General features: G+C 61.0%; 23 protein-coding genes. 11 read left to right on the top strand and 12 right to left on the bottom strand.

The genetic code is table 11. The features are described 5' to 3' along the window. Positions 1-19: 19 nt before the first annotated feature. Both Q0974_RS11800 and Q0974_RS11805 read right to left on the bottom strand, forming a co-directional pair. Positions 20-865, bottom strand: a complete 846-nt coding sequence (locus Q0974_RS11800; protein WP_299327816.1) for a MoxR family ATPase — start codon at positions 863-865, stop codon at positions 20-22. A 145-nt stretch (positions 866-1,010) separates the two neighbouring features. After that, positions 1,011-1,685, bottom strand: a complete 675-nt coding sequence (locus tag Q0974_RS11805; RefSeq protein ID WP_366943596.1) for a hypothetical protein — start codon at positions 1,683-1,685, stop codon at positions 1,011-1,013. A gap of 196 nt (positions 1,686-1,881) precedes the next feature. Here Q0974_RS11805 and Q0974_RS11810 point away from each other — a divergent pair, with 196 nt between their 5' ends. Continuing rightward, the gene (locus Q0974_RS11810; RefSeq protein WP_299327817.1) at positions 1,882-3,786 is read left to right on the top strand and encodes a glycosyltransferase family 4 protein; all 1,905 of its coding nucleotides are present in this window, start codon (positions 1,882-1,884) and stop codon (positions 3,784-3,786) included. Next, positions 3,783-4,934, top strand: a complete 1,152-nt coding sequence (locus Q0974_RS11815; protein ID WP_299327818.1) for a glycosyltransferase — start codon at positions 3,783-3,785, stop codon at positions 4,932-4,934. The genes Q0974_RS11810 and Q0974_RS11815 overlap by 4 nt, the downstream gene beginning before the upstream one ends. Before the next feature lie 18 nt (positions 4,935-4,952). Here the strand turns inward: Q0974_RS11815 and rpoD are convergent, their stop codons facing one another. The 4 genes from rpoD to Q0974_RS11835 form a co-directional block, all read right to left on the bottom strand. Beyond that, the gene (gene rpoD, locus Q0974_RS11820) at positions 4,953-6,974 is read right to left on the bottom strand and encodes an RNA polymerase sigma factor RpoD (protein WP_299327819.1); all 2,022 of its coding nucleotides are present in this window, start codon (positions 6,972-6,974) and stop codon (positions 4,953-4,955) included. 23 nt (positions 6,975-6,997) lie between these two features. Then, positions 6,998-8,818 carry a DNA primase gene (gene dnaG / locus Q0974_RS11825; protein WP_299327820.1) on the bottom strand — a complete coding sequence of 607 codons (1,821 nt, stop codon included), beginning with the start codon at positions 8,816-8,818 and terminating at the stop codon, positions 6,998-7,000. A gap of 44 nt (positions 8,819-8,862) precedes the next feature. Next, complete coding sequence (locus tag Q0974_RS11830) at positions 8,863-9,579, bottom strand: hypothetical protein (protein WP_299327821.1); 717 nt, start codon at positions 9,577-9,579, stop codon at positions 8,863-8,865. Positions 9,580-9,657: 78 nt separating this feature from the next. Continuing rightward, positions 9,658-10,116: a GatB/YqeY domain-containing protein gene (locus Q0974_RS11835; RefSeq protein WP_299327822.1), complete on the bottom strand. Its 459-nt coding sequence runs from the start codon at positions 10,114-10,116 to the stop codon at positions 9,658-9,660. 140 nt (positions 10,117-10,256) lie between these two features. On the opposite strand from Q0974_RS11835, the gene carA reads away from it, so the two are divergent. The 5 genes from carA to Q0974_RS11860 all read left to right on the top strand — a co-directional run bounded on the left by carA (position 10,257) and on the right by Q0974_RS11860 (position 16,691). Continuing rightward, entirely contained in the window at positions 10,257-11,498 is a 1,242-nt protein-coding gene (gene carA / locus Q0974_RS11840) for a glutamine-hydrolyzing carbamoyl-phosphate synthase small subunit (protein WP_299327824.1), read from the top strand. Further along, entirely contained in the window at positions 11,495-12,148 is a 654-nt protein-coding gene (locus tag Q0974_RS11845; protein WP_299327826.1) for a hypothetical protein, read from the top strand. Before carA ends, Q0974_RS11845 begins: the two co-directional genes overlap by 4 nt. Beyond that, entirely contained in the window at positions 12,149-15,481 is a 3,333-nt protein-coding gene (carB, locus tag Q0974_RS11850; protein WP_299327828.1) for a carbamoyl-phosphate synthase large subunit, read from the top strand. It abuts the gene before it with no gap. A 78-nt stretch (positions 15,482-15,559) separates the two neighbouring features. After that, a complete protein-coding gene (greA, locus tag Q0974_RS11855) occupies positions 15,560-16,039 on the top strand; it encodes a transcription elongation factor GreA (RefSeq protein WP_299327830.1) in 480 nt (159 codons plus the stop codon). Positions 16,040-16,064: 25 nt separating this feature from the next. Next, positions 16,065-16,691: a rhomboid family intramembrane serine protease gene (locus Q0974_RS11860; protein WP_299327832.1), complete on the top strand. Its 627-nt coding sequence runs from the start codon at positions 16,065-16,067 to the stop codon at positions 16,689-16,691. Between the two features lie 3 nt (positions 16,692-16,694). On the opposite strand, the gene Q0974_RS11865 is transcribed toward Q0974_RS11860, so the two are convergent. The 6 genes from Q0974_RS11865 to Q0974_RS11890 all read right to left on the bottom strand — a co-directional run bounded on the left by Q0974_RS11865 (position 16,695) and on the right by Q0974_RS11890 (position 19,437). Continuing rightward, entirely contained in the window at positions 16,695-16,931 is a 237-nt protein-coding gene (locus tag Q0974_RS11865; RefSeq protein WP_299327834.1) for a DUF4170 domain-containing protein, read from the bottom strand. 71 nt (positions 16,932-17,002) lie between these two features. Continuing rightward, positions 17,003-17,611 (bottom strand): phospholipid-binding protein MlaC, encoded by a 609-nt coding sequence (locus Q0974_RS11870; protein WP_299327836.1) that lies wholly within the window; start codon positions 17,609-17,611, stop codon positions 17,003-17,005. Between the two features lie 89 nt (positions 17,612-17,700). Beyond that, a complete protein-coding gene (locus Q0974_RS11875) occupies positions 17,701-18,171 on the bottom strand; it encodes a hypothetical protein (RefSeq protein ID WP_299327838.1) in 471 nt (156 codons plus the stop codon). 2 nt (positions 18,172-18,173) lie between these two features. Beyond that, positions 18,174-18,560, bottom strand: a complete 387-nt coding sequence (locus Q0974_RS11880) for a hypothetical protein (protein WP_299327840.1) — start codon at positions 18,558-18,560, stop codon at positions 18,174-18,176. Then, positions 18,557-18,979 carry a phage holin family protein gene (locus Q0974_RS11885; protein WP_299327842.1) on the bottom strand — a complete coding sequence of 141 codons (423 nt, stop codon included), beginning with the start codon at positions 18,977-18,979 and terminating at the stop codon, positions 18,557-18,559. The genes Q0974_RS11880 and Q0974_RS11885 overlap by 4 nt, the downstream gene beginning before the upstream one ends. Further along, positions 18,976-19,437, bottom strand: a complete 462-nt coding sequence (locus Q0974_RS11890) for a hypothetical protein (protein ID WP_299327844.1) — start codon at positions 19,435-19,437, stop codon at positions 18,976-18,978. The genes Q0974_RS11885 and Q0974_RS11890 overlap by 4 nt, the downstream gene beginning before the upstream one ends. Positions 19,438-19,590: 153 nt before the next feature. Between Q0974_RS11890 and eno the strand changes: the two genes are divergently transcribed. The 4 genes from eno to Q0974_RS11910 all read left to right on the top strand — a co-directional run bounded on the left by eno (position 19,591) and on the right by Q0974_RS11910 (position 23,845). Beyond that, positions 19,591-20,865 (top strand): phosphopyruvate hydratase, encoded by a 1,275-nt coding sequence (gene eno / locus Q0974_RS11895; protein ID WP_299327846.1) that lies wholly within the window; start codon positions 19,591-19,593, stop codon positions 20,863-20,865. A 97-nt stretch (positions 20,866-20,962) separates the two neighbouring features. Further along, positions 20,963-21,274, top strand: coding sequence for a septum formation initiator family protein (locus tag Q0974_RS11900; protein WP_299327848.1), 312 nt, complete (start codon positions 20,963-20,965; stop codon positions 21,272-21,274). Positions 21,275-21,500: 226 nt separating this feature from the next. Next, positions 21,501-22,451: a pyruvate dehydrogenase (acetyl-transferring) E1 component subunit alpha gene (gene pdhA / locus Q0974_RS11905; protein WP_299328512.1), complete on the top strand. Its 951-nt coding sequence runs from the start codon at positions 21,501-21,503 to the stop codon at positions 22,449-22,451. Beyond that, positions 22,451-23,845, top strand: coding sequence for a pyruvate dehydrogenase complex E1 component subunit beta (locus Q0974_RS11910; protein WP_299327850.1), 1,395 nt, complete (start codon positions 22,451-22,453; stop codon positions 23,843-23,845). Before pdhA ends, Q0974_RS11910 begins: the two co-directional genes overlap by 1 nt. Positions 23,846-23,866 lie beyond the last annotated feature (21 nt).

A 23,866-nucleotide genomic window follows, 5' to 3' on the forward strand; every position in this document is an offset into this window, starting at 1 on the left:
CGATGGGCAGAACCGTCCGCTAATTCCCCTCGCGCCGGCTCATAAAGGCCAGGCGCTCGAACAGCATCACGTCCTGCTCATTCTTCAGCAGCGCGCCGTGGAGCGGCGGGATCAGTTTCTTTGGATCGCGTGAGGTGAGAACCTCCAGCGGCATATCCTCGTGGAGCAGCAGTTTCAGCCAGTCGAGAAGCTCGCTCGTGCTCGGCTTCTTCTTGAGGCCCGGCACGTCGCGGACTTCGTAGAAGATATCCATCGCCTTGCTGACGAGCATCTTCTGGATGTCCGGGAAGTGGACGTCGATGATTTCCTGCATCGTCTCGCGATCGGGGAATTTGATGTAATGGAAGAAGCAGCGGCGCAGGAAGGCGTCGGGCAGTTCTTTCTCATTGTTCGAGGTGATGACGACGATCGGGCGCTCCTTGGCGACGATCTCTTCCTTCGTCTCATAGACATAGAATTGCATCCGATCGAGTTCCTGGAGCAAGTCGTTCGGAAACTCGATATCGGCCTTGTCGATCTCATCGATTAGCAGGACAGGAAGTTCGGGCGAGGTGAACGCCTCCCAGAGCTTGCCCTTTTTGATATAGTTGGAAATGTCATGGACGCGCTCGTCGCCGAGTTGGCCGTCGCGCAGGCGGGCGACAGCGTCATATTCGTACAGCCCCTGTTGCGCCTTGGTTGTCGATTTGATGTTCCACTCGATCAGCGGCGCGTCGATCGCCTTGGCGACTTCGTGTGCGAGAACGGTCTTGCCGGTGCCGGGTTCGCCCTTCACGAGCAGCGGGCGGCGTAGGGTCACGGCCGCGTTGACGGCCACCTTCAAATCGTCGGTGGCGACATAGTCCTTGGTTCCGTCAAAACGCACGCGCGATCCTTCCCATTGCAATGAAAGAGGCCCGAAAGCGGGCCTTTCCGTTAACGTCAATTGGTAAGGGATAGGCGGAAGGGGTGCGCGTTGCAACCGTCAGTAATGCAGGAGCCGGGCGAGGGCAGGGCGGCGATACCGCCGCTTACCACATGTCGCGTGCGGCTTCGCGGGCTTCGAGCAGGTTCCACAGGCCGCGATGCTGGGCGAGGATCTGTTCGGCGCCGAACGTCATGGCGCGGTTGACCATCTGGTCCGCGCCAATCGTATCGGCAAGCGCGAGCGTTTCGGCCTGCTCGGGCAGCGCGGAGAGCGGGGCTTCTACGTCAAGCCGCGCGGCCGCGGAAATCAGCACCGGGCGGATCGCCTGCCAATCCAGTATCAGCGCCATCGCGGCGCCGAGTGCACAGCCGGTTCGTTCCGAGCGCGCCAGGGTTTCGATCGCGTGGCGCTGGCTTAAAGCGGCCGCTTCGCTCTTGTCATGGCCGGGCGTGCTAGGCAGCGGGCCGGCGGCGACCGTGAGTTGCGAGAGAAACAGCCGTTCGCGGGCAAAACCCTGTTCGGCCTGATCGAGCCAGCCGCGCGCATCGGGCAGGGCCGTTTTCAGCGCCGCCAGTTCGACGACACCGGGATGCTGGCCGTGCAGGATGCTCAGATAATGGACGGCATCGGCAAGGTTGCGGGCGGCATCGGGTCCTTCGTTAAGCGCTTCGCTGGTGACATAGGCATGGGCCGCCGAGCCATCGCCATCGACCATTGCCGGCAGGTTCTGGCCGAGGCTGGATTGATCAGCGGATGCGACCACGCCAATTTTCATCATCGATCTCCATCAAGGCGGCCATTTCCGCCATCATTCGTCCCGAGCAAAGCTCTCCATAGATGCCGGGCGTAAAGACCGGGTTTATAAGCCGTTAGGGCGGAATTGACGGAGGTTAAGGCCGGCATCGCGATCGTCCCGGCGCCCCTGGCGCCACGCTTGACAAATATGCGCCCATATCCGAGCGCTCCGAACCGCAATGGCCAGTGAAGACATCGACGGTCCGCAAGGGCGGGACAGCGGGCCCCAGGGCATTTCGCGCGCGGTGCTGGAACGGGCGGAAACGCTCGAAAACGAGCTTGCCGAAGCGCGTGTTGCGCTGCGTCGTTACGAGAAGGGCCGGGCAAAGGCGACGGCCGGTGAGATCGAAGCGGCCCGGCAGGGCGTGATGAACCAGCTGTCGTACCGGTTCGGTAACGAGCTGCAAAAGGCGCTGCGCAATCCGCTGCGTCTCGTAATCCTGCCGATATCGCTGGTCCGCCAATGGCGCGATTTCCGGAAGAGCAAGACTTCGGGCCAGCCGGACGAGACTGTTGAGAGTAATCGGCACGATAGCGCCGAAGCTTCGGTTTCGGATATGATCAGCCACGACGTTGCGCGCGAGATGTCGGTCGAGGCGCTGGCGGGCATTGGCGTTAAGAAATTGCGCAGCCTGCTGCGCGATTTCACTGGCTTGGGCGAAGTCGACATTCAGGTCCGGCTCGCCGAGGCGCTGTGGCTGCGCGAGAAAAGCGTCCATACCGGCATCGCCTTGCGGCTGAAGCGCGGGCAGCTGGACGAGCTCGATCCCGAATGGCTGCCGCTATTGCCCGAACGGCCACTGCAAGACAGCGATCCGAACACTGTCTTGCATCTCTTCAAAACGATCTACCCGCTCGAATCGACGGGCGGGGCGGTGCGCAACTGGTCGATCGTCACCGAGCAGCGGAAAGCGGAATTGCGTCCCGTCGTTGCCGTGTCTCCCGCGCGCCTGCCGCAGAATATCACGGAAGCGAATGGCGGACGCGACGGGCGTTTCTCGGTCGAGCGGGAGGGCGTTCCGATCCATTTCTGTCATCTCGCGACGCTCGACCGCAAACGCATTCCGCACGATGTCATGGTGACGTTTGAGACGAATATCCTGGGTGATTTATGCGAGCGAGAAAGGGTCTCGCTGATCCATGCTGCGTCCGGTTTTCGCGGCTATGAAAATGCGCTCAAAGGGCTGGCACTGGCGCGCAGCCACAATCTGCCCTTCGTGTACGAGGTCCGTTCGTTCCACGAACATACCTGGACCGCGCATTTCGATGGGATCGAAGATACCGAGATGACGCAGCGGCGCATGGCGCAGGAAAATCGCTGCATGAAGGCCGCAGACGCGGTCGTCACTATTTCAGAAGCAATGGCCAAGCAACTCGAACAGCGTGGGATTGAGCGGGACCGGATTTTCATCGTCCCCAATTCGGTCGAACGGCATTTCCTGGAAGACGTCGACCCGGATTCTGTCGAGGTGTTCAAGCGCGAATATGGGCTGAGCGGGAAGACGGTGATCGGCTATATTTCCAATATTTCTCGGCGTGAAGGGCACGAAGTGCTCTGTGAAGCGATGGCGCAGCTGGTTGGCGATCGGCCGGATGTGCACCTTCTGCTGGTCGGCGATGGCGGCCATCGTGAATCCATCGAAGCGCGGGTCGACGAGCTTGGCATCACCGATTCCGTGACCTTTACCGGCCAGATCGATCATAGCCGGATCACGGCCGCCTATGCGGCGATCGATCTGTTCGTGGTGCCGCGTCTGCCCGATTATGCGTCCGACTATGTGACGCCTATGAAACCGATCGAGGCGATGGCGATGCGGCGGCCCATCATCATGTCAGACCGTCCGGTATCGCGCGAGCTGCTCGGCGAGGAGGAGCGCGGGCTTTATTTCAAGACTGGCGACGCTGGCGATCTGGCACGCGTCATCGGCGGCGCACTTGCAGATGTCGATGGCAGTGCGCGGCGCGTCGCAGCGGCGCGGCAATGGGTCGAAGAGACCCGAACATGGGCCGACAATGTCGCGCTCTATGAGCCGGTATATGCGTTTGCGCGAGACCGGCATGACGCCAACGGAAGCGCGAAATGAGCCATCCGGGGACCCTGTTCAATCTACCGTGTACGCGCGAGGAATCGCTGGCGCGCAAATATAGCGAAATTGCCGCCGACCGCGCCGGACACGGACCGCCACGATTGCTGGTCTGCTGGCCCGCCGCGCGGATGAACAAGTTTCAGTCGCTACTCTACCGTTGCGCGCCGGACTGCGGCTTCGCCGTCGAGCGCATCTCCGATCTAGCCGAGCTCGAAGAGATTTTCTGGCCCGGGGGCATTGTTTTCAATGCGCACTGGTTCAACCCGTTGCGCAATGGCGTCGATAGTGCGGAGGAATTACAGGCCAATATCGACGCGGCATTTCAGGCGTTCGCCACGTTCCGGACGAGAACCGGCGCGAGATTCGTGTGGAGTGGACATAATCTCAAGCCCCATCGCTCGGCCTATCCCGAAGCCGAGATCACTCTGCGTAAACGCATCCTGCAGGAATTCGACGCCGTGCATTTGCTTGACGGCGACCATGCGGGCGAGCTGCAAAAGGCCTATGATGTGGAGATCGGTCACTGGTTCAATGTCGGCCATCCGCATTATGGCGGGGCCTATGCCGACCATATCGAACGGGCTGAAGCGCGCGAGCGGATCGGTTTCGATCCCGGCGCGCGGATATTGCTCTTTTTCGGATCGGTGCAGCGCTACAAGGGCATTAGCCGGTTGATCGAAGCGTTTCAGGCCGCGCGCCGACAGGGCTGCCATGACCTGCGGCTGATCATCGCCGGATTTCCCTCGGACAAAGACTATGTCGCCGAGGTGTCCAAAGAGGCATCGCGCGATCCGGCGATCCGCTATTTCCCGAACAAGGTGCCGGACGATGATATCCAGCTCTATTTCCGGACTGCGGACGCGGCGGTGCTTCCCTATTCGGGCGACCAGCTCAATTCGGGCGCGGCAATGCTCGCGCTATCCTTCGATTGCCCCGTTATCGCGCCGAACGAACCGGCATTTCAGCGGCTCAGCCATTATGGCATCGCGCTCTACGACAATACCGATCCCGCGGCGTTGGGCAGGGCGCTGCTCGATTTCGATCATCGCCTGATCCCGACCGATTTCGCAGCCTTCCGGCGCGAACATGATTCCCACGCGATATCGCGCGCCTTTTTCGATAACTTGAAGGCGCTGTTCGAATAGGCGAATCCATGCTCGGGCCTATTGGTCGAGGAAGCTCCGCATCTTGCGGCTGCGGCTTGGATGTTTGAGCTTGCGGAGCGCTTTCGCTTCGATCTGGCGAATGCGCTCGCGGGTCACGCTGAACTGCTGGCCGACCTCTTCGAGCGTATGATCGGTGTTCATGCCGATGCCGAAGCGCATACGCAGCACCCGTTCCTCGCGCGGGGTCAGTGAAGCGAGCACGCGCGTCACCGTTTCCTTGAGGTTCGACTGGATTGCCGCATCGACCGGGATGATCGCATTCTTGTCCTCGATGAAATCGCCGAGATGCGAATCTTCCTCGTCGCCGATCGGAGTCTCCAGCGAAATCGGCTCCTTGGCGATCTTCATCACCTTGCGGACCTTTTCAAGCGGCATCGAGAGGCGCTCGGCCATTTCTTCAGGCGTCGCCTCGCGGCCCTGCTCGTGCAGGAACTGGCGGCTCGTCCGGACCAGCTTGTTGATCGTCTCGATCATATGCACAGGGATGCGGATCGTGCGCGCCTGATCGGCGATGCTCCGCGTGATCGCCTGGCGGATCCACCAGGTTGCATAGGTCGAGAACTTGTAGCCGCGGCGATATTCGAACTTATCGACGGCCTTCATGAGGCCGATATTGCCCTCCTGGATCAGGTCCAGGAACTGCAGCCCGCGATTGGTGTATTTCTTCGCGATGGAGATCACGAGGCGGAGGTTAGCCTCGACCATTTCCTTCTTCGCGATCCGCGCTTCGCGTTCGGCCTTCTGTACCATATTCACGATACGGCGGAACTCGCTGAGCGAAGTACCCGTCGCTTGGCTGATCTCGGCGATTTCGGTGCGGATGCGGTCGACGGCTTCGCCTTCCTTGTCCGCGAATTTCTTCCACTTGGCGTCGATCTTGGCGACTTTTTTTAGCCAGCCGTCTTCGAGCTCGCGGCCCATATATTCTTCGAGGAAGGATTTGCGCGGCACTTTGTGGCGTTCGGCGAGGCGCAGCATCTGGCCGCCGAGAGCGGTGAGCCGTCGGTTGTAGCTGTAGAGCTGATCAACCAGATATTCGATCTTGGTCGCGTGGAACTGGACGCTTTCGACCTCGGCGGTCAGCTCTTCGCGCAGATTCTGATAGCGCGTTTCCTGACCCTTCGGAAACTCCTTGGTCGAACCCAGCGCTTCCAGCCGGCGCTCCTGGATCTTCGAGAAGGTCTTGTAGAGCTTGGTGATCTTGGCGAAGCGCTCGAGCGCGTCAGGCTTCAGCGCCTCTTCCATCTGCGCAAGGGAGAGCTGATTGTCGTCGTCCTCATCTTCTTCGCGGCGGCGCTTGGCGGTCGCGGCATCGACATCATCGTCGCCGCCATCCTCATCATCGCCTTCGTCATCCTCGTCATAATCGTCATCATCGTCTTTGATCGAGGGGCCAGCCGTTTTTTCCGAAATCTCGCCGTCATCGTCGTCATTCTCGACTTCCTCGGCGGTCGGCCCCTTGGTCAGCATCGCCTCGAGATCGAGAATTTCGCGGAGCTGCATTTCCTCATTGTTGAGCGCATCCGACCACTCGATGATCGCGTTGAAGGTGATCGGGCTTTCGCACAGCCCCATGATCATCATGTCCCGCCCGGCTTCGATCCGCTTGGCGATGGCGATCTCGCCTTCGCGGCTTAGCAGCTCCACTGCGCCCATCTCGCGCAGATACATGCGGACCGGATCGTCGGTGCGGTCGGCGGCTGTTTTCTTCTTCGGCGCCTCGACGGTCTTCTTGTCCTTGCCGTCGATCGATTTGGGCTGGGCCTTCTCTTCGGCCTGCTCCTCTTCGCCGGCATCTTCATTCTCGACAAGGTTGATGCCCATTTCCGAGAGCGCAGACATCGCGTCCTCGATCTGGTCGGAGTCCATCTGATCCTGCGGCAGCGCCTCGTTTAGCTCGTCATAGGTGAGATAGCCGCGCTTCTTCGCCTTGGTGATGAGCTTCTTGACCGAAGCCTGGTTGAGATCGATTACCGGTGCGTCGGTATCGTCTTTTGCCGCCGTTTTTGCTTTTGCCATGAATAACCTTGTGCTTGTCGCCGCTACGCAGCGGCTTCCCCTAATGATTCCAACTCGTCGTGCAAGCGTTGCTTTTCCGCCATCAATTGCTTGCGCCGTTCCGACTCCCTGTTCCAGACACTCTCAAAATCCTCTGACTCGGCCGCTTGTTCCAGATTGGCGCGCACATTTTCCAGATTCTGATCGAGTTCCTGGCTGCGGGCGATGGTTTCGATAGCGGCTTCCAGATCCCGTATCGCGATTTCCGGTTCCGTCTTCCGATAGAAGAAAGAGAAGCCCAGATCGCGCCAGGAATGCCGTTTTTCCGCCGATTCCAAGTCCGCATCGGTCAATATGGTTTCGATCATGTCTTCATCAAGGTCCGGCCGCTCGAAAGCCGCGCCGACGAGGAGGTCGCGCCAGCGCGCGAGCACCGTTTCGCCGATGACCAGAGATTGAATCTGATCCGCGCGCGATTTGACGACTGCCGGATAGCGCGAGAGGCCGAGAAGAATGGCGCGGACATAGGTATCGAGCCCGGTGAGCCGGTTGCGCCCGGCCGTCGCCGCCATTGCCTCGCGGACGAAATCGACTTCCTTCTTTTTCCAGCCGAACGCGTCCCAGAAGCGCTGGCGGAATTCGCGGCCGAACTCCTGCCGCATGGCCGGATCGCCAATAGCGTCAGCCAGAGCGTTCATGCGTTGCTTGAGTTTGGCGCGCGCCGTGGGGCTTTTCGGGTCGATCTTCGCCGCCTCGTGCCGCCACAGGAACGCATCAAGGCTCAGCGGTGCGTTAAATTGCGCGCGCAGGCTATCCGTGCCGCCGGACCGGATCACATCGTCCGGGTCCTGACCCGGTGGCAATTGAACGAAGGCCAGCGTTCGGTCGGGCCGGATCGCCGGCATGGCGCGGTCCACGGCGCGCATTGCGGCCTTTTGCCCGGCCGCATCGCCATCGAAACAGAAGATCGGCGCTTCGTCGATCCGCCAGAGCATTGCGAGCTGGTGCTCGGTCACGGCGGTGCCGAGCGGGGCGACGGCTTCGCTGAAACCGGCCTGGTCGAGCGCGATGACGTCCATCTGGCCTTCGACAACGATAATTCGTTTGGCGTCGCGTGCCGCGGGCGAGGCGCGATCGAAATTGTAGATCGTCCGGCCCTTGTCGAAGAGCGGGGTGTCCGGCGAGTTCAGATATTTGGGTTTGCCGTCACCGATGATGCGGCCGCTGAACGCGATGACCCGGCCGCGCGGGTCGCGGATCGGGAACATCAGCCGACTGCGGAAACGATCATAGGGCGAGCGCCCGTCTTCCGGCACGGCGATCAGACCCGCCTCGATCAGCATATCGCGCGGGAACTGCTTGAGTGCCTCTTCCAGCTTGCCGCGCGCATCGGGCGCGAAGCCGAGGCCGAAGGCGCGCTGCGTCTCTTTCGTGATACCGCGTTCTTCGAGATAAGTCCGGGTCTCCGCACCCGTAGGACCGTTTAGTTGCTCTACATACCAGTTGGCCGCCGCTTCCATCACGTCACGCAGGGATGCTGATTTCTCCTGCCGCTCACGCGCTCGGGGATCGGGTGCAGGCATCTGCATCCCAGCGTTTTCCGCCAGTTCCTTTACCGCATCGATGAAAGTCAGCCCACGCGTCTCGGTGATAAAGCTGATCGCGTCGCCATGCGCGCCGCAGCCGAAGCAATGATAGAAACCCTTCTCATCATTGACGAAGAAGGAAGGCGTGTTTTCCTTGTGAAAGGGGCAGCAGGCCTTCCACTCGCGGCCGGCTTTCTGGAGTTTCGTGTGCTTCGAGATGACGCTGGACAGCGTCGTACGCATGCGCAGTTCGTCGAGGAAAGCAGGCGAAAGGGACATATCCCTATTATAATCAAACTAGCGCGATTGGCTGCGGATTTCAATCACCCGGCTGGGGATGTTTCGCACACGGCCGCGATCTCTCCACCGACGGTCGGCATCGGGCCGGGGCCGGTGGCTTCCAGCTCGTCGGCGACGAACAGATATTCGCCCTCCGGGCCGCTCGGCGGCTGGGTTGTCTGCCAGAAAAAGGTGATCGTCTCGCCCGTGCTCCAGCCCGATTCCTCAGGAAAGCTCCAGATGATCCGGTCGTCGACGCAGCTGATCGAGGCATTGAAGCCTTCGGCCAGCACTTCCTCGGCATCATATACCGCATAGCCTGCTATGCCGGTGAAACCATGCGCCGGAAAGGCGAGCGCGAAGCGCGACGCGCTTTCGACCGGACGGACTTCTTCGGGCATTTCGAACGGCGGATCATTGGGGCCGTCGAAGCCCGGCCGCACTTCATAGATATAGGTGTAGATCGTGCCCTCTTCGGTCGTGCCCGGATCGCAGGGATCGATGCCCTCGGGGCATTGCACCCGGCTTGCGATATCGCCGATCGCCACACCGTCTACGATAAGCGAGGCTTCGACCTCGGGGCCGAGTGGCCCCTGAATCGTTCCACCCAATGTCAGCGCAGCGAAATCGGTCGGCGCGATGATATTCACCGGCTCGCTCAATGTGGTATCTTCGGCCGGGTCGGCGGGCTCTTCGATCGGCGCGCCCGAACAGGCGGCAATCACAAGGGCAAGGGACAGAATCGGAAGGGCGCGACGCATGGATATCCTGGTTCGGACTATTCGGGTTTAAGGGAGTCAACGCCGCATGTCGGCGCGCGGTTCCGTTGCGTCAACCCGTCAGCCGCCGATCAGCCGCGCTTTCACCAGCCCGCTCGCCGCGCCCATATCGATTTCGCCGCCATGGCGTGCCTTTAGCTGCCCCATGACTTTGCCCATGTCCTGAGGGCCTTGCGCGCCAAGCTCGGCGATCAGCGCGTCGATGACCGCGCCGGCTTCCTCATCGCTCATCATCGCCGGTAAAAATTCTTCGATGACGGCGACCTCGGCCTTTTCGACATCGGCCAGCTCCTGCCGTCCGCCCTCTTCATACATGCTGATCGACTCGCGGCGCTGCTTCACCATCTTCTGCAGCACTTCGATCACCATGGCGTCATCGTCCTTCGCTCCGCCTTCGGTACGCAGCTCGATATCGCGGTCTTTCACCTTGGAGAGAATGAGGCGCAGCACTGCCGTTCGCCCGCTGTCTTTCGCCTTCATCGCCGCCACCTGGGCCGCCTTGATATCGTCGCGCAGCATCGTCTTGTTCCTTTGCAATTTGCCGCCGGTTACCTAGCTGGGGATAAAGCCTGTGACCAGCCATTGACCCGCGCAGAGTGCCCGCCTAGCTGACAGCCGTTTGCGCGGCCTGCAGACTCGACGACATAGGACAACCCGCCATGGCGAACGCCAAAGCCACCAGCACGCCCGCCAAAGTGCCTGGGGTCGCGACGGGCGTATTGGTTTTGGCGGATGGCACCTGCATTTGGGGCAGGGGTTTCGGCGCGGAAGGCGAGGCGGTCGGCGAGGTCTGCTTCAACACCGCGATGACCGGCTATCAGGAGAGCATGACCGATCCGTCCTACGCCGGGCAGATCATCACTTTCACATTCCCCCATATCGGCAATGTCGGCACCAATGCCGAGGACGAAGAAGCGGGCAATCCGCATGCGCTGGGCTGCATCGTCCGCGAGGACGTCACCGATCCCAGCAGTTTTCGCTCGATCCAGCACTACGACCAATGGCTGAAGGTGAACGGCCGGATTGGGCTCTCCGGCGTCGATACGCGGGCACTGACCCGGCTGATCCGGCTGCAGGGCGCGCCCAATGGGGTGATCGCGCATAATGCGGGCGGCGAATTCGATCTCGACGCGCTCAAGGCCAAGGCGGCGGAGTGGCCCGGGCTGGAAGGCATGGACCTCGCCAAGACGGTCAGCACGACGCAGCAATATGAGTGGGATGAGGGCTTGTGGCGGTTGGGCGAAGGCTATGCAAAATCTCCCCTCCCGCAGGCGGGAGGGGTCGGGGGTGGGCAAAGCGACGAACCCACCCCTAGCCCCTCCCGCAAGCGGGAGGGGAACTTACCCCATGTCGTCGCCATCGATTATGGCGCCAAGCGCAATATACTGCGCCATCTCGTCAATGCCGGTGCGCGGGTGACGGTCGTTCCGGGCGAGGCGTCCTATGACGACGTGATGCGGCACGAACCCGACGGCATCTTCCTCGCCAACGGCCCTGGCGATCCGGCGGCAACGGGCGAATATGCGGTGCCCGTCATCAAGCAACTGCTCGATACCGGCAAGCCGCTGTTCGGCATCTGCCTTGGCCACCAGATGCTGGGGATCGCGGCGGGCGCGCAGACCGTGAAGATGCACCAGGGCCATCGCGGTGCCAACCATCCCGTCAAGCGCCTCGAGGACGGCCGCGTCGAGATCACGAGCATGAACCACGGCTTTGCGGTCGATATCGACACGCTGCCCGGTGGCGTCAAAGCGACGCATGTGAGCCTGTTCGACGGCAGCCTGTGCGGGCTGGAACTGGAGGATCGGCCGGCGTTCAGCGTGCAATATCATCCGGAAGCGAGCCCCGGCCCGCAGGACAGCGCCTATCTGTTCGCGAAGTTTGTGGGGCAACTGCGGTGATTGACGAAGATTTAGAAAAGGAAATCTTGCGCTACCTACTCCGGGATCAAGCTATGCTTGATAGTGAAAATTACGAACCCTCCCCGACTTCAAAGATTAGAGCGCATCTGGAAAAATCTACCTTTTCTGAGGTTGCCGACTTCTCCTCAGCTATGGGACTAGCGAAACTTGATAATTTTCTGGACGAAATGGCTAACGATGGCCTTCTTGAGGATTTTCTCGACTCTGGCCTAGAAGAGAAAACTTACCGCGCGACTGATCACGGTGAGTTTGTCGTTTCGTTCGATGATCATGCAACAGGGCTTGTTGTAGAAGAGCTTGATTTTAGAAACCCATCAGACGTGGATTTTCCCGTCTCTGGTGAAGTTTTGGATAGTATCGATTGGACCGGTCTCGGCAAGGCAGCAACACCCGAACAAGTGAATGCCGTACGCGCGAGCGCCCTCAATCTAAAGAACGTGATCATTCAATCGGACGTTGATGACCAGACTAGGCTTAATGCACTGCGAAGGATCGATGCCGTCATTGCGTTAATCCAAGCACCAAATACGCCTTGGCGAGAGGTAGTTCAGATTCTGAATTCTCAGTATTTCACAGCATTTTTAGCTGTAGCCAATATTGTCCAACTCATAATCGGAATGGCTAGCTAAATGCCCCGTCGCACCGACATCTCCTCCATACTGATCATCGGCGCCGGCCCCATAATCATCGGCCAGGCGTGCGAGTTCGATTATTCTGGGACGCAGGCGGTCAAGGCGCTCAAGGAAGAGGGCTATCGGATCATCCTCGTCAATTCGAACCCGGCGACGATCATGACCGATCCGGAATTGGCGGATGCGACCTATGTCGAGCCGATCACGCCGGAGATCGTCGCGAAGATCATCGAGAAGGAGCGGCCGGACGCGGTGCTGCCGACCATGGGCGGGCAGACGGGGCTCAACACGGCGCTGGCGCTGCACGAGGACGGCACGCTCGAAAAGTTCGGCGTCGAGCTGATCGGGGCGGATGCCGACGCTATCGACAAGGCCGAGGATCGGCTGCGCTTTCGCGAGGCGATGTCGAAGATCGGGTTGGAGAGCCCGCGCTCGATGATCGCCCATACGATGGACGAGGCGCTCAAGGGGCTGGAATTTGTCGGGCTGCCGACGATCATCCGGCCGAGCTTTACCATGGGCGGCACGGGCGGCGGGATCGCGTACAACAGGGAAGAATTCGAGGAGATCGTCCGCGGCGGCCTCGCCGCCAGCCCGACCACCGAAGTGCTGATCGAGGAATCGGTGCTGGGGTGGAAGGAATATGAGATGGAGGTCGTGCGCGATCGTGCCGACAATGCCATCATCATCTGCTCGATCGAAAATGTCGATCCGATGGGCGTCCATACGGGCGATAGCATCACCATCGCGCCCGCGCTGACGCTGACGGACAAAGAGTATCAGATCATGCGCAACGCATCGATCGCCTGTCTGCGCGAAATCGGCGTCGAGACGGGCGGGTCGAATGTGCAGTTCGCGGTGAACCCGAAGGACGGCCGGCTCGTGGTGATTGAGATGAACCCGCGTGTGTCGCGCTCCTCGGCACTGGCCTCCAAGGCGACGGGCTTTCCTATCGCCAAGGTCGCGGCGAAACTCGCCGTGGGTTACACGCTCGACGAGATCGACAACGATATCACCGGCGTGACGCCGGCGAGCTTCGAGCCGACCATCGACTATGTGGTCACCAAGATTCCGCGCTTCGCCTTCGAGAAATTCAAAGGCGCGGAGCCAGTGCTGGGCACGGCGATGAAGTCGGTCGGCGAGGTCATGGCAATCGGGCGCAGCTTTGCCGAAAGCCTGCAAAAGGCGCTGCGCGGGCTCGAGACGGGGCTGGTCGGCTTGAACTGGGTCGATGAGCTGGTCGGCGCGCCCAAGCCACGGATCGAGGCGGCGCTCTCCGAAGTCTCGCCGGCGCGGCTGCTGGTGACGGCCCAGGCGTTGCGCGAAGGGCTGAGCGTCGAGGAAGTCCATGCGATTACGAAGTACGAGCCTTGGTTCCTCGCGCGGCTGTCCGAGATCGTCGAGGCGGAAAAGGGCGTCATCGAGAATGGTCTGCCCAACGATGCCGAGGGGCTGCGCAAGCTCAAAGCGATGGGCTTTTCCGATAACCGGCTCGCGCGGTTGGCGCTGGCATCGGTCCATATCCGCGAGGGCATGGAGAAGGCCGCCTACAGCCCGGGCCTGATCGGCGAGGCGTTGCACGCGATGGCGGGCGCGGTGACCGAAAGCCAAGTGCGCGAACTGCGCCACAAGCTCGGCGTGCGCCCCGTGTTCAAGCGGATCGATACCTGCGCGGCCGAGTTCGAGGCGAAGACGCCGTATATGTATTCGACCTATGAGGCGCCGAGCTTTGGCGAGCCGGAATGCGAGAGCCAGCCGACGGACCGCAAAAAGGTCGTAATCCTCGGCGGTGGGCCGAACCGGATCGGGCAGGGGATCGAGTTCGACTATTGCTGCTGTCACGCCTGTTTCGCGCTCGAGGACCAAGGCTTCGAGACGATCATGATCAACTGCAACCCGGAAACGGTGTCGACCGATTATGACACATCGGATCGGCTCTATTTCGAGCCGTTGACCGTGGAGGACGTGCTCGAAATCCTGCATGTCGAGCAATCGAAGGGCGAACTGGCCGGGGTCATCGTGCAGTTCGGCGGGCAGACGCCGCTCAACCTTGCGCAAGCCCTCGAAGAGGCGGGCATTCCGATCCTCGGCACCTCGCCGGACGCTATCGACCATGCCGAGGACCGCGAACGCTTCGCCGATCTCGTCGCCGAGCTGGACCTGAAACAGCCGGAAAACGGCATCGCGCGCAGCGCGGAGGAAGCGCTGAGCGTTGCGCAGAAGATCGGTTATCCAGTGCTGATGCGGCCCTCCTATGTCCTTGGCGGGCGGGCGATGGAGATTGTCGACAGCGATGCGCAGTTGCAGGACTATATCCAGACGGCCGTGCAGGTGTCGGGCGACAGCCCTGTGCTGATCGACCAGTATTTGCGCGATGCGATCGAGGTCGATGTCGATGCGATTGCCGACGGCGAGGATGTGGTGGTCGCGGGCGTACTCCAGCATATTGAGGAAGCCGGCGTCCATTCCGGCGATAGCGCCTGCTCGATCCCGCCCTACAGCCTCCCTGACGATGTCATCGCCGAGATCGAGCGGCAGACCGAAGCGCTCGCGCTGGCGCTCAAGGTGCGCGGCTTGATGAATATCCAGTTCGCGGTGAAGGATGGAGAGGTTTATCTGATCGAAGTCAATCCACGCGCCAGCCGGACCGTGCCCTTCGTCGCCAAGGCCATCGGTCATCCGGTCGCCAAGATCGCGGCGCGGGTGATGGCGGGCGAAAGGCTGGCCGAACTGCCGGAGATCGACCGCGCCATCGCGCATATCGCGGTGAAAGAGGCTGTCTTCCCGTTCGCTCGCTTTCAGGGCACCGATCCGGTGCTCTCGCCGGAGATGAAATCGACGGGTGAGGTGATGGGCATCGATAGCGGATTCCCGATCGCCTTCGCCAAGTCGCAGCTGGCCGGCGGCACGACGCTGCCGGGCAAGGGCAGGGTGTTCGTGTCGGTCAAGGACAGCGACAAGCCGCATATCCTGCAAGCGATCAAAGACATCAGCAGCTATGGTTTCTCGATTGTCGCGACTGGAGGCACGGCGGATTTTCTGATCGAGAATGGCGTCGATGCGGAACGGATCAACAAGGTGGCGCAGGGTCGACCCCATATCGTCGATGCGATTGTCGACGGGGATATCGATCTGATTTTCAATACCACCGAGGGCTGGCAGTCTCTGAAGGACAGCGCGTCGATCCGAAAATCGGCGGTTTCCAACAAGATTCCCTATTTCACGACGGCGTCGGCGAGCGCCGCCGCCGTGCAGGCTATTGGCGCGCTGCGCACGACAGAACTTGAAGTACGGCCGCTACAGGCCTATTATTCACCTGCCGAAAGCTGATCCCGACAATTTGTGCGGAAAGAGCAGGCGGACCCGGACGGGCCGCCAGACGGCAGGTTTTTGACGAAAGGTAAGGCAATGGCGACGATAGAAAAGATGCCGATGTTGCTGGAAGGCTATGAACGTTTGAACGCCGAGGTGAAGCGCCTGAAAGAGGTGGAGCGCCCCGAAGTCATCGACGCGATCGAAGAAGCGCGCGCGCATGGCGATCTCTCGGAAAACGCCGAATATCATGCGGCGAAGGAGCGCCAGGGCCAGATCGAAGCTACGATCGCCGATTATGAAGACCGGCTGACGCGCGCCCAGGTCATCGATCCGAAGGAACTTTCGGGCGACAAAGTCGTGTTCGGTGCGACCGTGCATCTGCTCGACGAGGACGACAAGAAGATCAAATATCAGATCGTCGGCGAGATCGAGGCGGACGCCAAGTCAGGCAAGATTTCGTACAGCTCGCCGCTGGCGCGCGCCCTGATCGGCCGCAGCAAGGGCGACGAGGTCGAATTCACGGTTCCCGCCGGCGACAAATATTTCCTGATCGAAAAGATACAGTTCGTATAAGGCGGCGGAGCGAGCGCGTTTCGGCATGGACTGGCAGACCCGCCTCGCTCAATCGTCCCTGACGACCAAGATCATTCTCGTAACGGCGCTATGCTGGTTCCTGGTGCTTGCGCTGGGCCAGGAGAACTGGGCCTATGGCTTTGGTGGTTTCATTCCGCTGCGGCTTGAGGACGGTTTCGAGATACCGGGCGCGCTTCCGGTAATCCTGACGCCGCTTTCGGCGACGCTGTTGCACGCGGATTTCATGCATCTCGCCTTCAATATGCTGCTGATGTTCGTGTGTGGAAAAGGCGTCGAACAGGCGCTGGGCGGGCGGGGTCTGATCGGCCTGTATGTTATCGGCGCCTATGTCGCGGCGGGCGGCCATTATCTGTTCAATGCCGACAGTGCCGGGCCGATGATCGGCGCGAGCGGCGCGGTTTCGGCCGTTATCGGCGCCTATGCGCTGCTCTATTCCAAACCGCGCAACGGCGTAGGCGGCTGGCGGCACGTTGCCGCACTGGCCGGGGCATGGATCGTCATCCAGCTGCTGATCGGGCTGACGACGCTCGGTTCGCCGGCGCAGATCGCCATTATGGCGCATATTTTCGGGTTCGGCGCAGGGCTGCTGCTCGCGCGCCCGCTTCTGCTCTGGCGCTATCGCGACGCCTAGCGCTTACTTTTTCGCGGGCTCGATGATTTCGGGTTCGAGCAGTCGGTGCAGGTGCACGACCACATATTTCATTTCAGCATCGTCGACGGTGCGCTGCGCATGAGAGCGCCAAGCCTCTTCGGCCTCCGCATAATTGGGGAAAATGCCCACCAGATCCATTGATTCGAAGTCGTTGAAATCGAGCGTGCGCGGGTCGGAAACCCGGCCGCCGAATACCAGATGCAGTTTGTTTTCACTCATGGCGCGCCCCATAATGGAAAGGCGGCGATATTGCTACCGCCGCCTATCAGAGTTTTTCGTTTTTCGGTCGCTTACGCGCCGCGGCGCTCCATGAACTGCACGAGCCGGTCGAACCCGTTGCGCCGGATATAGCTGTCGAAATCCTGCGCCTGATTGAGCGTCAGATTGATGTTGGCGACACGCATATTGTAGACCTGATAGGCGCCACCGGACCGAGTCAGATACCAGATTGCAGAGACCGGCCGCGAACCCGGATTCGTGATCCGCGTCTGCACCAGATAGGTGCTGCCGTTCTGCCGCGCATTCGTTACTTCGACATTGGCGCGCGAATAGCTCGACAGGCGATCGGCATAGGTGCCGAGAATGAAGCCCGGCAGTGCGCGTTGATAAGCGCGATACTGGCTTGTCGTGATGTCATCGCGCCAGCGCCGGATCAGCCGGTCGCCGATCTGTTGGACCGCAAAATGCTGACCGAGCAGCGAGCGGAAGCGGCTGCGCCGTTCGGCGGAGCTACCGGTCCGCAAGACCGCAAGGCCGTCTTCGGCAAGGCTTTCGACAAAGGCCGAAGGGCTCGACTGGCTAACCGCAGCATGTGCGGGCGATACGAGTGCCGGAGCGCCAATCGCGGCGACCGTCATCGCGCCGACTAGAGCCAATTTCGGAAAACGCATAATCGTCATGTCAAAAAACCCTGTCGTTGCAAGTCGTTGACGGCATTAGCCGATAATGGCTGAACCGCGATTGAACTGGCTCTTAACCGGACCGACAGTCAGTCTTCGCCGCGGGCCTTGCGGACGGCCGCCGTACTGGCCTCGCTGGCGGCGGCCTTCGCGCCGTCCATTACCTTTTGTGCAGTTTCGCGGGCAGTATCCTTAACGAAGCCAAGCTCGTCCAGTTTTTCCTGACCGACAGCCTTGGCTGCCTCAGCGGCTTCCCGCGCCCGGCCGGTTATTTCGGATCCATAGGGGCCCAGCAGTTCGGTTTCGCGGCGCGTGCGCGGCAGCAGAGCGCCGATCAGCATGCCGATGCCAAGCCCACCGACAAGCGCAGCCAGCGGGTTATTCTCGACCGTATCGGCAGTGCGGCGTCCCGCGCCTGCCGTGCGTTCACGAGCGCCGGCATAGAGTTCGCTGGTGCGTGCTGCGGCGCTTTCATAGGCGTCGCCTGCCCGGGCGCGGGTCGCGCGATAGGATTCGCGGACAGTTTCGCCGGCTTTGCTTGCCGTATCCTTGATGGTCATGGTCAAACCTCCTCGGTTATCTTCGTTACGGCCGGGCTTTCATCGTTCCCCGCCTGGTCGTCTATTCTCTGCTCCGGCAACGAACTGAAATCGTCACCGGTTTCATCGTTTTTTGACAGTCTGGAGCGCACGGCTTCCGCAATGGGTTTTCGCAGCAGGAACAGGCCGACTGCCACACCTACGCCGATGATCGTTCCGCGTCGCTTCCGGGCGCCCTGCGAGACTGTGCGAACGGCGCTACTGGCCCCGTCCTTGAATTGGCCGACCGCGTCCTTGGCGATGGCGTTGGGCGCAAGTCGCTGCTTGGCGATGTCGAGCGAGCGGAACCAGTTGGCCCGGGCATCCCGCTCGGCGCGGCGCGCATCTTCCAGCCGATCCCGCGCGCTCATCGAACGTCTTTCGTGGTCTCAGCATGGTCCGCCGCATCACGCGCGGCGAGGGATGGCGCTACGTCATATTCGTCGTCTTCGAACAGCTTTTCGTCGAGATTGGGAAATGTGCGTATACCCCAAAGTATCAGCAGGCTCGCAACAATGAGTCCTATCGCGCATACGACGATACCGGCGACAAGTGGCCCCATCACCTCCGAAAGTGCGAGCACCAGCGCCATCAGCAGGGCGACGAGCGCCGCCGCCGCGATCATGAGCGCCACAACCATAAGCGCGGCGGCTTTCCGGGCCTGCGCAACACGGTAGAGGACAACGGCACGATAGAGTTTCAGCCGCGATTTGGCGAACTGCTCTCCATCTTCCAACAGTCCGGCGACCACCTCCCGATAGGTCGCATCGTCTGCGTGGTGATCGCTCATGCGTCGTCCGTTTCTCCAAGGCCGGATTTCACGAGGCGGGCGATCGCGAAACCGGCGACCGCTGCGATGCCGATCGCGACTGCAGGACTGCGGCGTACGAAGTTTTCGACATCGCGAACCATATCGTCGACTTCCTTGCCATCGAGCTTGTCGGCAAATGCTGCAACGGCACCGGCCGCCTTACGTGCATATTCACCGTAATTTTCGCCGAGCCGTTCGTCGACGGATTTCGCGGCATCGTCCATCGCGGCGGACACATCCTTGATCGCGCCTGTCGCCTTGTCCTTGCCCTGCGTTGCATAATCGCGGGCCTGCTGCGTCGCCTGCGTCTTGAGGCTCGTGGCCTCCTCCTTGATACGCTCTTTCGCCTTGGTCACCGTCGTCTTACCGGCTTCCTCGGCAGGCACATCGATAACCGCGTCGGTGCTTTCGGGCAGGTCGGTTTTCTTGGTAGCCATAACTCTTCCTCCGTAACGAAATGCCTATCTGTGTATTAAGCGCACAAAACGCAATGATGTTCCCGCTTCTGCGCAGCATACAGCATTTGCTTCGCGGACGCAGCATGGATAGAGGAACGGCGGTAAACAGCCCGTAATCGAGAAGGTTCTTTCATGACTGCCATCGCCGACATTCGCGCCCGTGAAATCCTCGATAGCCGCGGCAATCCGACCGTCGAGGTGGATGTTGCGCTCGAAGACGGGAGCTTTGGCCGCGCCGCCGTGCCGTCGGGGGCGTCGACTGGTGCCTATGAAGCGAATGAGAAGCGCGACGGCGATGAGGATCGTTATCTGGGCAAGGGTGTGTCGAAAGCCGTAGCGGCGGTGAATGGCGAGATCGCCGAGATGCTGCGCGACGCCGATGCCGAGGAACAACTCGCCATCGACCATGCAATGATCGCGCTGGACGGTACGCCGAACAAGGCGCGGCTCGGCGCGAACGCCATTCTTGGCGTCAGCCTGGCGGTCGCCAAGGCGGCGGCCGAGGCGCGTGGCATGCCGCTGTATCGCTATGTTGGTGGCACGTCGGCTGTGACGCTGCCGGTGCCGATGATGAACATCATCAATGGCGGCGAACATGCCGATAATCCGATCGACTTTCAGGAATTCATGGTCATGCCTGTAGGCGCAGACAGTATCGCGGAGGCCGTGCGCTGGGGTGCGGAGATCTTCCATACGCTCAAGAAAGAGTTGCATGATGCGGGGCACAGTACGGCGGTGGGCGACGAGGGCGGGTTTGCGCCGAATATCGGCTCGACGACCGATGCGCTCGATTTCATCCTAAGCTCGATCGAGAAGGCCGGATACACGCCGGGCGAGAATGTGATGTTGGCGCTCGATTGCGCGGCGACCGAGTTCTTCAAGGACGGCAGCTATGTGATGGCGGGGGAGGGCAAGACGCTCTCGCCGGAAGAGATGGCCGCCTATCTTGCCGATCTGTGCGGCAACTATCCGATCCTTTCGATCGAGGATGGCATGGCCGAGGACGATTTTGAAGGCTGGAAAGCGCTGACCGATGGGGTGGGCGATACAGTCCAACTCGTGGGCGACGATCTGTTCGTGACCAATAGCGAACGCTTGGCGATGGGCATCGAAAAAGGTCTCGCCAACTCGCTGCTCGTCAAGGTCAATCAGATCGGCACGCTGACCGAAACGCTCGACGCCGTCGAGATGGCGCACCGCGCGAGTTACACGGCCGTGATGTCGCACCGCTCGGGCGAAACCGAAGACGCGACCATCGCCGATCTGGCCGTCGCGACCAATTGCGGCCAGATCAAAACCGGCAGCCTCGCCCGCTCGGACCGTCTCGCCAAATACAACCAGCTGATCCGCATCGAGGAGGAACTGGGCGGCGTCGCGCATTATGCGGGGCGGGAGATCTTGCGGTAGAATCTACTCGTCGCACGCCAGATTCCGTTCACCGCAAAAGCGAATCGCCTCATGAATCCCCCTTGAATCCACGAGTCGCTTGTGATTCAACACGTGCATGACGCGGACGCGATCTCTCGCCAATATTTTGAAATCCGCCGCCGCGCCGGCGCTGGCGATCCTCGTGATTGCGAACTTTGCTGGTTATGCGCTGCTCGGGCCCAACGGGCTTTTCGCCTGGGGCGATTATGCGCGACTGCATGATCAGCGCCAGGTCGAACTCTCTCAGCTGAACGAAGAGCGCGAACGGCTCGCCAACAGGGTCGAGCTGCTCGATCCTGACAGCGTCGATCCGGACCTTGCCGATGAGCTTGTCCGCAGAAATACGGGGCAGATTCGGGAAGACGAACATATCGTCCCTATGGACTGACTTTCCCTTCGCGCGACATTGCGAAATCGCTGCTGCTCCGCCATAGCCGAGAGCATAGTCAGCAACAGGGAAGGTCCCGACCTTGGCGAAGGCACCTGCTTCCAAGAAACGCGCTCCGCGCAAATCTCCGGCAAAGAAATCCACGGCCCGCAAACCCGCCGCTAAAACCGCGCCCGAGCGCGAACGGCCCGCGGAGCCAAAGCGGCACAAGGCCACAAAGGACGAACTGCTCGAATATTATCGCCAGATGCTGCTGATCCGCCGGTTCGAGGAAAAGGCGGGTCAGCTTTACGGGCTCGGTCTGATTGGCGGATTCTGCCATCTCTATATCGGCCAGGAAGCCGTTGCGGTTGGCCTGCAATCGGCGCTCGACGGGGACAAGGACAGCGTCATCACCGGTTATCGCGATCATGGGCATATGCTCGCCTATGGCCTCGATCCGAAGGTGATCATGGCGGAATTGACCGGCCGTGCGGCGGGTATTGCCGAGGGCAAGGGCGGGTCGATGCACATGTTCTCGGTCGAGCACCGCTTCTATGGCGGCCATGGGATCGTCGGGGCGCAGGTGCCGCTCGGCACGGGCCTCGCCTTTGCGCACAAATATCGTGAGGATGGCGGCTGCTGCCTCGCCTATTTCGGTGACGGCGCGGCCAACCAGGGCCAGGTCTACGAAGCCTTCAACATGGCCGAACTCTGGAAGCTGCCGATCATATTCGTGATCGAGAATAACCAGTACGCCATGGGCACGAGCGTTAACCGCTCGTCTGCCGAGGACCAGCTGTATCGGCGCGGTGAGAGCTTCCGCATTCCCGGCCTGCAGATAAACGGCATGGATGTGCTTGAAGTGCGCGGCGCGGCGACGGTCGCGCTCGACTGGGTCAGGAGCGGGAAGGGGCCGATCCTGCTCGAACTCAAAACGTACCGATACCGTGGCCATTCCATGTCCGATCCGGCGAAATACCGGTCGCGCGAGGAAGTCCAATCGGTACGCGAAAAATCCGATCCGATCGAAGCGGTGAAGAAAGAGCTGGAAGCCGCTGGCGTCAGCGCGGACGAGATGAAAGCGACCGACAAGGAGATCAAGACGATCATCGCCGAGGCAGCGGACTTCGCTGAAAGCTCACCCGAACCCGATCCGTCCGAGCTCTACACGGACGTGCTGGTGGAGCAGTATTGATGGCCATCGAACTGAAGATGCCTGCGCTGTCGCCCACGATGGAGGAAGGCACGCTGGCAAAATGGCTGGTGTCCGAGGGCGACGAGATTAGCGCCGGAGACATCATGGCTGAGATCGAGACCGACAAGGCGACGATGGAGTTCGAGGCCGTCGATGAGGGCGTACTGGCGAAGATTCTCGTGCCGGAAGGCACGGATGATGTGCAGGTAGGCACGGTGATAGCCATGCTGGCCGAAGAGGGTGAAGATGCGGATGCTGTCGAAGCGCCAGCCGCGTCCGACGCGCCGCCCGTGCCCAAACCGGCAGAGATGGAAGCGCCGCAGAGGGAACCGGCGGATGACGGCATTGTACCGCCCGCACGACCCGAGGGCAGCGCGCGCCCTAGCGATCCCGAGGTACCCGAAGGCACAGAAATGGTGTTGCTTACCGTACGCGAAGCGCTTCGCGACGCGATGGCCGAGGAAATGCGTGCCGACGATCGCGTCTTCGTGATGGGCGAAGAAGTCGCCGAATATCAGGGCGCGTACAAGGTGACGCAGGGATTGCTCGACGAGTTCGGCGCGAGGCGCGTAATCGACACGCCGATCACCGAATATGGCTTTGCCGGCGTGGGAACGGGCGCGGCGATGGGTGGTCTCCGCCCGATCGTCGAATTCATGACCTTCAACTTCGCGATGCAGGCGATCGACCATATCGTCAATTCGGCCGGCAAGACCAATTACATGTCCGGCGGACAGATGCGCTGCCCGATCGTGTTTCGCGGTCCGAACGGCGCAGCAAGCCGGGTCGCTGCGCAACATAGCCAGAATTACGGTCCATGGTATGCGAGCGTGCCGGGGCTAGTGGTTATAGCACCCTATTCAGCGGCTGATGCCAAGGGTCTGTTGAAGTCTGCGATCCGGACGATCGACCCGGTCGTGTTTCTCGAAAACGAACTACTTTACGGGCAGAGTTTCGACGTACCCGATCTCGACGACTATGCGCTGCCAATCGGAAAGGCGCGAACGGTGCGCTCGGGCAACGACGTGTCGATCGTCAGCTATTCGATCGGTGTTGGCATCGCGCTGCAGGCCGCGGACAAATTGGCAGAGGAGGGGATCGAGGCCGATGTTATCGATCTGCGCACGCTGCGCCCGCTCGACAAGGCAGCCGTGCTCGAAAGCCTCTCCCGCACCAATCGCATGGTTGTCGTCGAAGAGGGATGGCCCGTCTGTTCCATCGCGTCCGAGATCGTCACGATATGCATGGAAGACGGTTTCGACGATCTCGACGCCCCGGTCATGCGTGTCACGAACGAGGATGTGCCGATGCCCTATGCGGCCAATCTCGAGAAGCTGGCGCTGGTCGATGCCGACAAAGTGGTCGCCGCAGCCAAGGCTGTGTCCTACCGGTGATGCCGGCTATCGCTGGCGTTC

The sequence above is a fragment of the Parasphingopyxis sp. genome (assembly GCF_028279465.1).
Taxonomy (GTDB): domain Bacteria; phylum Pseudomonadota; class Alphaproteobacteria; order Sphingomonadales; family Sphingomonadaceae; genus Parasphingopyxis.

Excerpts from the sequence above, each read along its gene's own strand:
- Q0974_RS11805 (WP_366943596.1), bottom strand. The coding sequence starts at position 1,685 with ATGATGAAAATTGGCGTGGTCGCATCCGCTGATCAATCCAGCCTCGGC.
- Q0974_RS11810 (WP_299327817.1), top strand. The coding sequence starts at position 1,882 with ATGGCCAGTGAAGACATCGACGGTCCGCAAGGGCGGGACAGCGGGCCC.
- Q0974_RS11815 (WP_299327818.1), top strand. The coding sequence starts at position 3,783 with ATGAGCCATCCGGGGACCCTGTTCAATCTACCGTGTACGCGCGAGGAA.
- rpoD (WP_299327819.1), bottom strand. The coding sequence starts at position 6,974 with ATGGCAAAAGCAAAAACGGCGGCAAAAGACGATACCGACGCACCGGTA.
- dnaG (WP_299327820.1), bottom strand. The coding sequence starts at position 8,818 with ATGTCCCTTTCGCCTGCTTTCCTCGACGAACTGCGCATGCGTACGACG.
- Q0974_RS11830 (WP_299327821.1), bottom strand. The coding sequence starts at position 9,579 with ATGCGTCGCGCCCTTCCGATTCTGTCCCTTGCCCTTGTGATTGCCGCC.
- Q0974_RS11835 (WP_299327822.1), bottom strand. The coding sequence starts at position 10,116 with ATGCTGCGCGACGATATCAAGGCGGCCCAGGTGGCGGCGATGAAGGCG.
- carA (WP_299327824.1), top strand. The coding sequence starts at position 10,257 with ATGGCGAACGCCAAAGCCACCAGCACGCCCGCCAAAGTGCCTGGGGTC.
- carB (WP_299327828.1), top strand. The coding sequence starts at position 12,149 with ATGCCCCGTCGCACCGACATCTCCTCCATACTGATCATCGGCGCCGGC.
- greA (WP_299327830.1), top strand. The coding sequence starts at position 15,560 with ATGGCGACGATAGAAAAGATGCCGATGTTGCTGGAAGGCTATGAACGT.
- Q0974_RS11860 (WP_299327832.1), top strand. The coding sequence starts at position 16,065 with ATGGACTGGCAGACCCGCCTCGCTCAATCGTCCCTGACGACCAAGATC.
- Q0974_RS11865 (WP_299327834.1), bottom strand. The coding sequence starts at position 16,931 with ATGAGTGAAAACAAACTGCATCTGGTATTCGGCGGCCGGGTTTCCGAC.
- Q0974_RS11870 (WP_299327836.1), bottom strand. The coding sequence starts at position 17,611 with ATGACGATTATGCGTTTTCCGAAATTGGCTCTAGTCGGCGCGATGACG.
- Q0974_RS11875 (WP_299327838.1), bottom strand. The coding sequence starts at position 18,171 with ATGACCATCAAGGATACGGCAAGCAAAGCCGGCGAAACTGTCCGCGAA.
- Q0974_RS11880 (WP_299327840.1), bottom strand. The coding sequence starts at position 18,560 with ATGAGCGCGCGGGATCGGCTGGAAGATGCGCGCCGCGCCGAGCGGGAT.
- Q0974_RS11885 (WP_299327842.1), bottom strand. The coding sequence starts at position 18,979 with ATGAGCGATCACCACGCAGACGATGCGACCTATCGGGAGGTGGTCGCC.
- Q0974_RS11890 (WP_299327844.1), bottom strand. The coding sequence starts at position 19,437 with ATGGCTACCAAGAAAACCGACCTGCCCGAAAGCACCGACGCGGTTATC.
- eno (WP_299327846.1), top strand. The coding sequence starts at position 19,591 with ATGACTGCCATCGCCGACATTCGCGCCCGTGAAATCCTCGATAGCCGC.
- Q0974_RS11900 (WP_299327848.1), top strand. The coding sequence starts at position 20,963 with ATGACGCGGACGCGATCTCTCGCCAATATTTTGAAATCCGCCGCCGCG.
- Q0974_RS11910 (WP_299327850.1), top strand. The coding sequence starts at position 22,451 with ATGGCCATCGAACTGAAGATGCCTGCGCTGTCGCCCACGATGGAGGAA.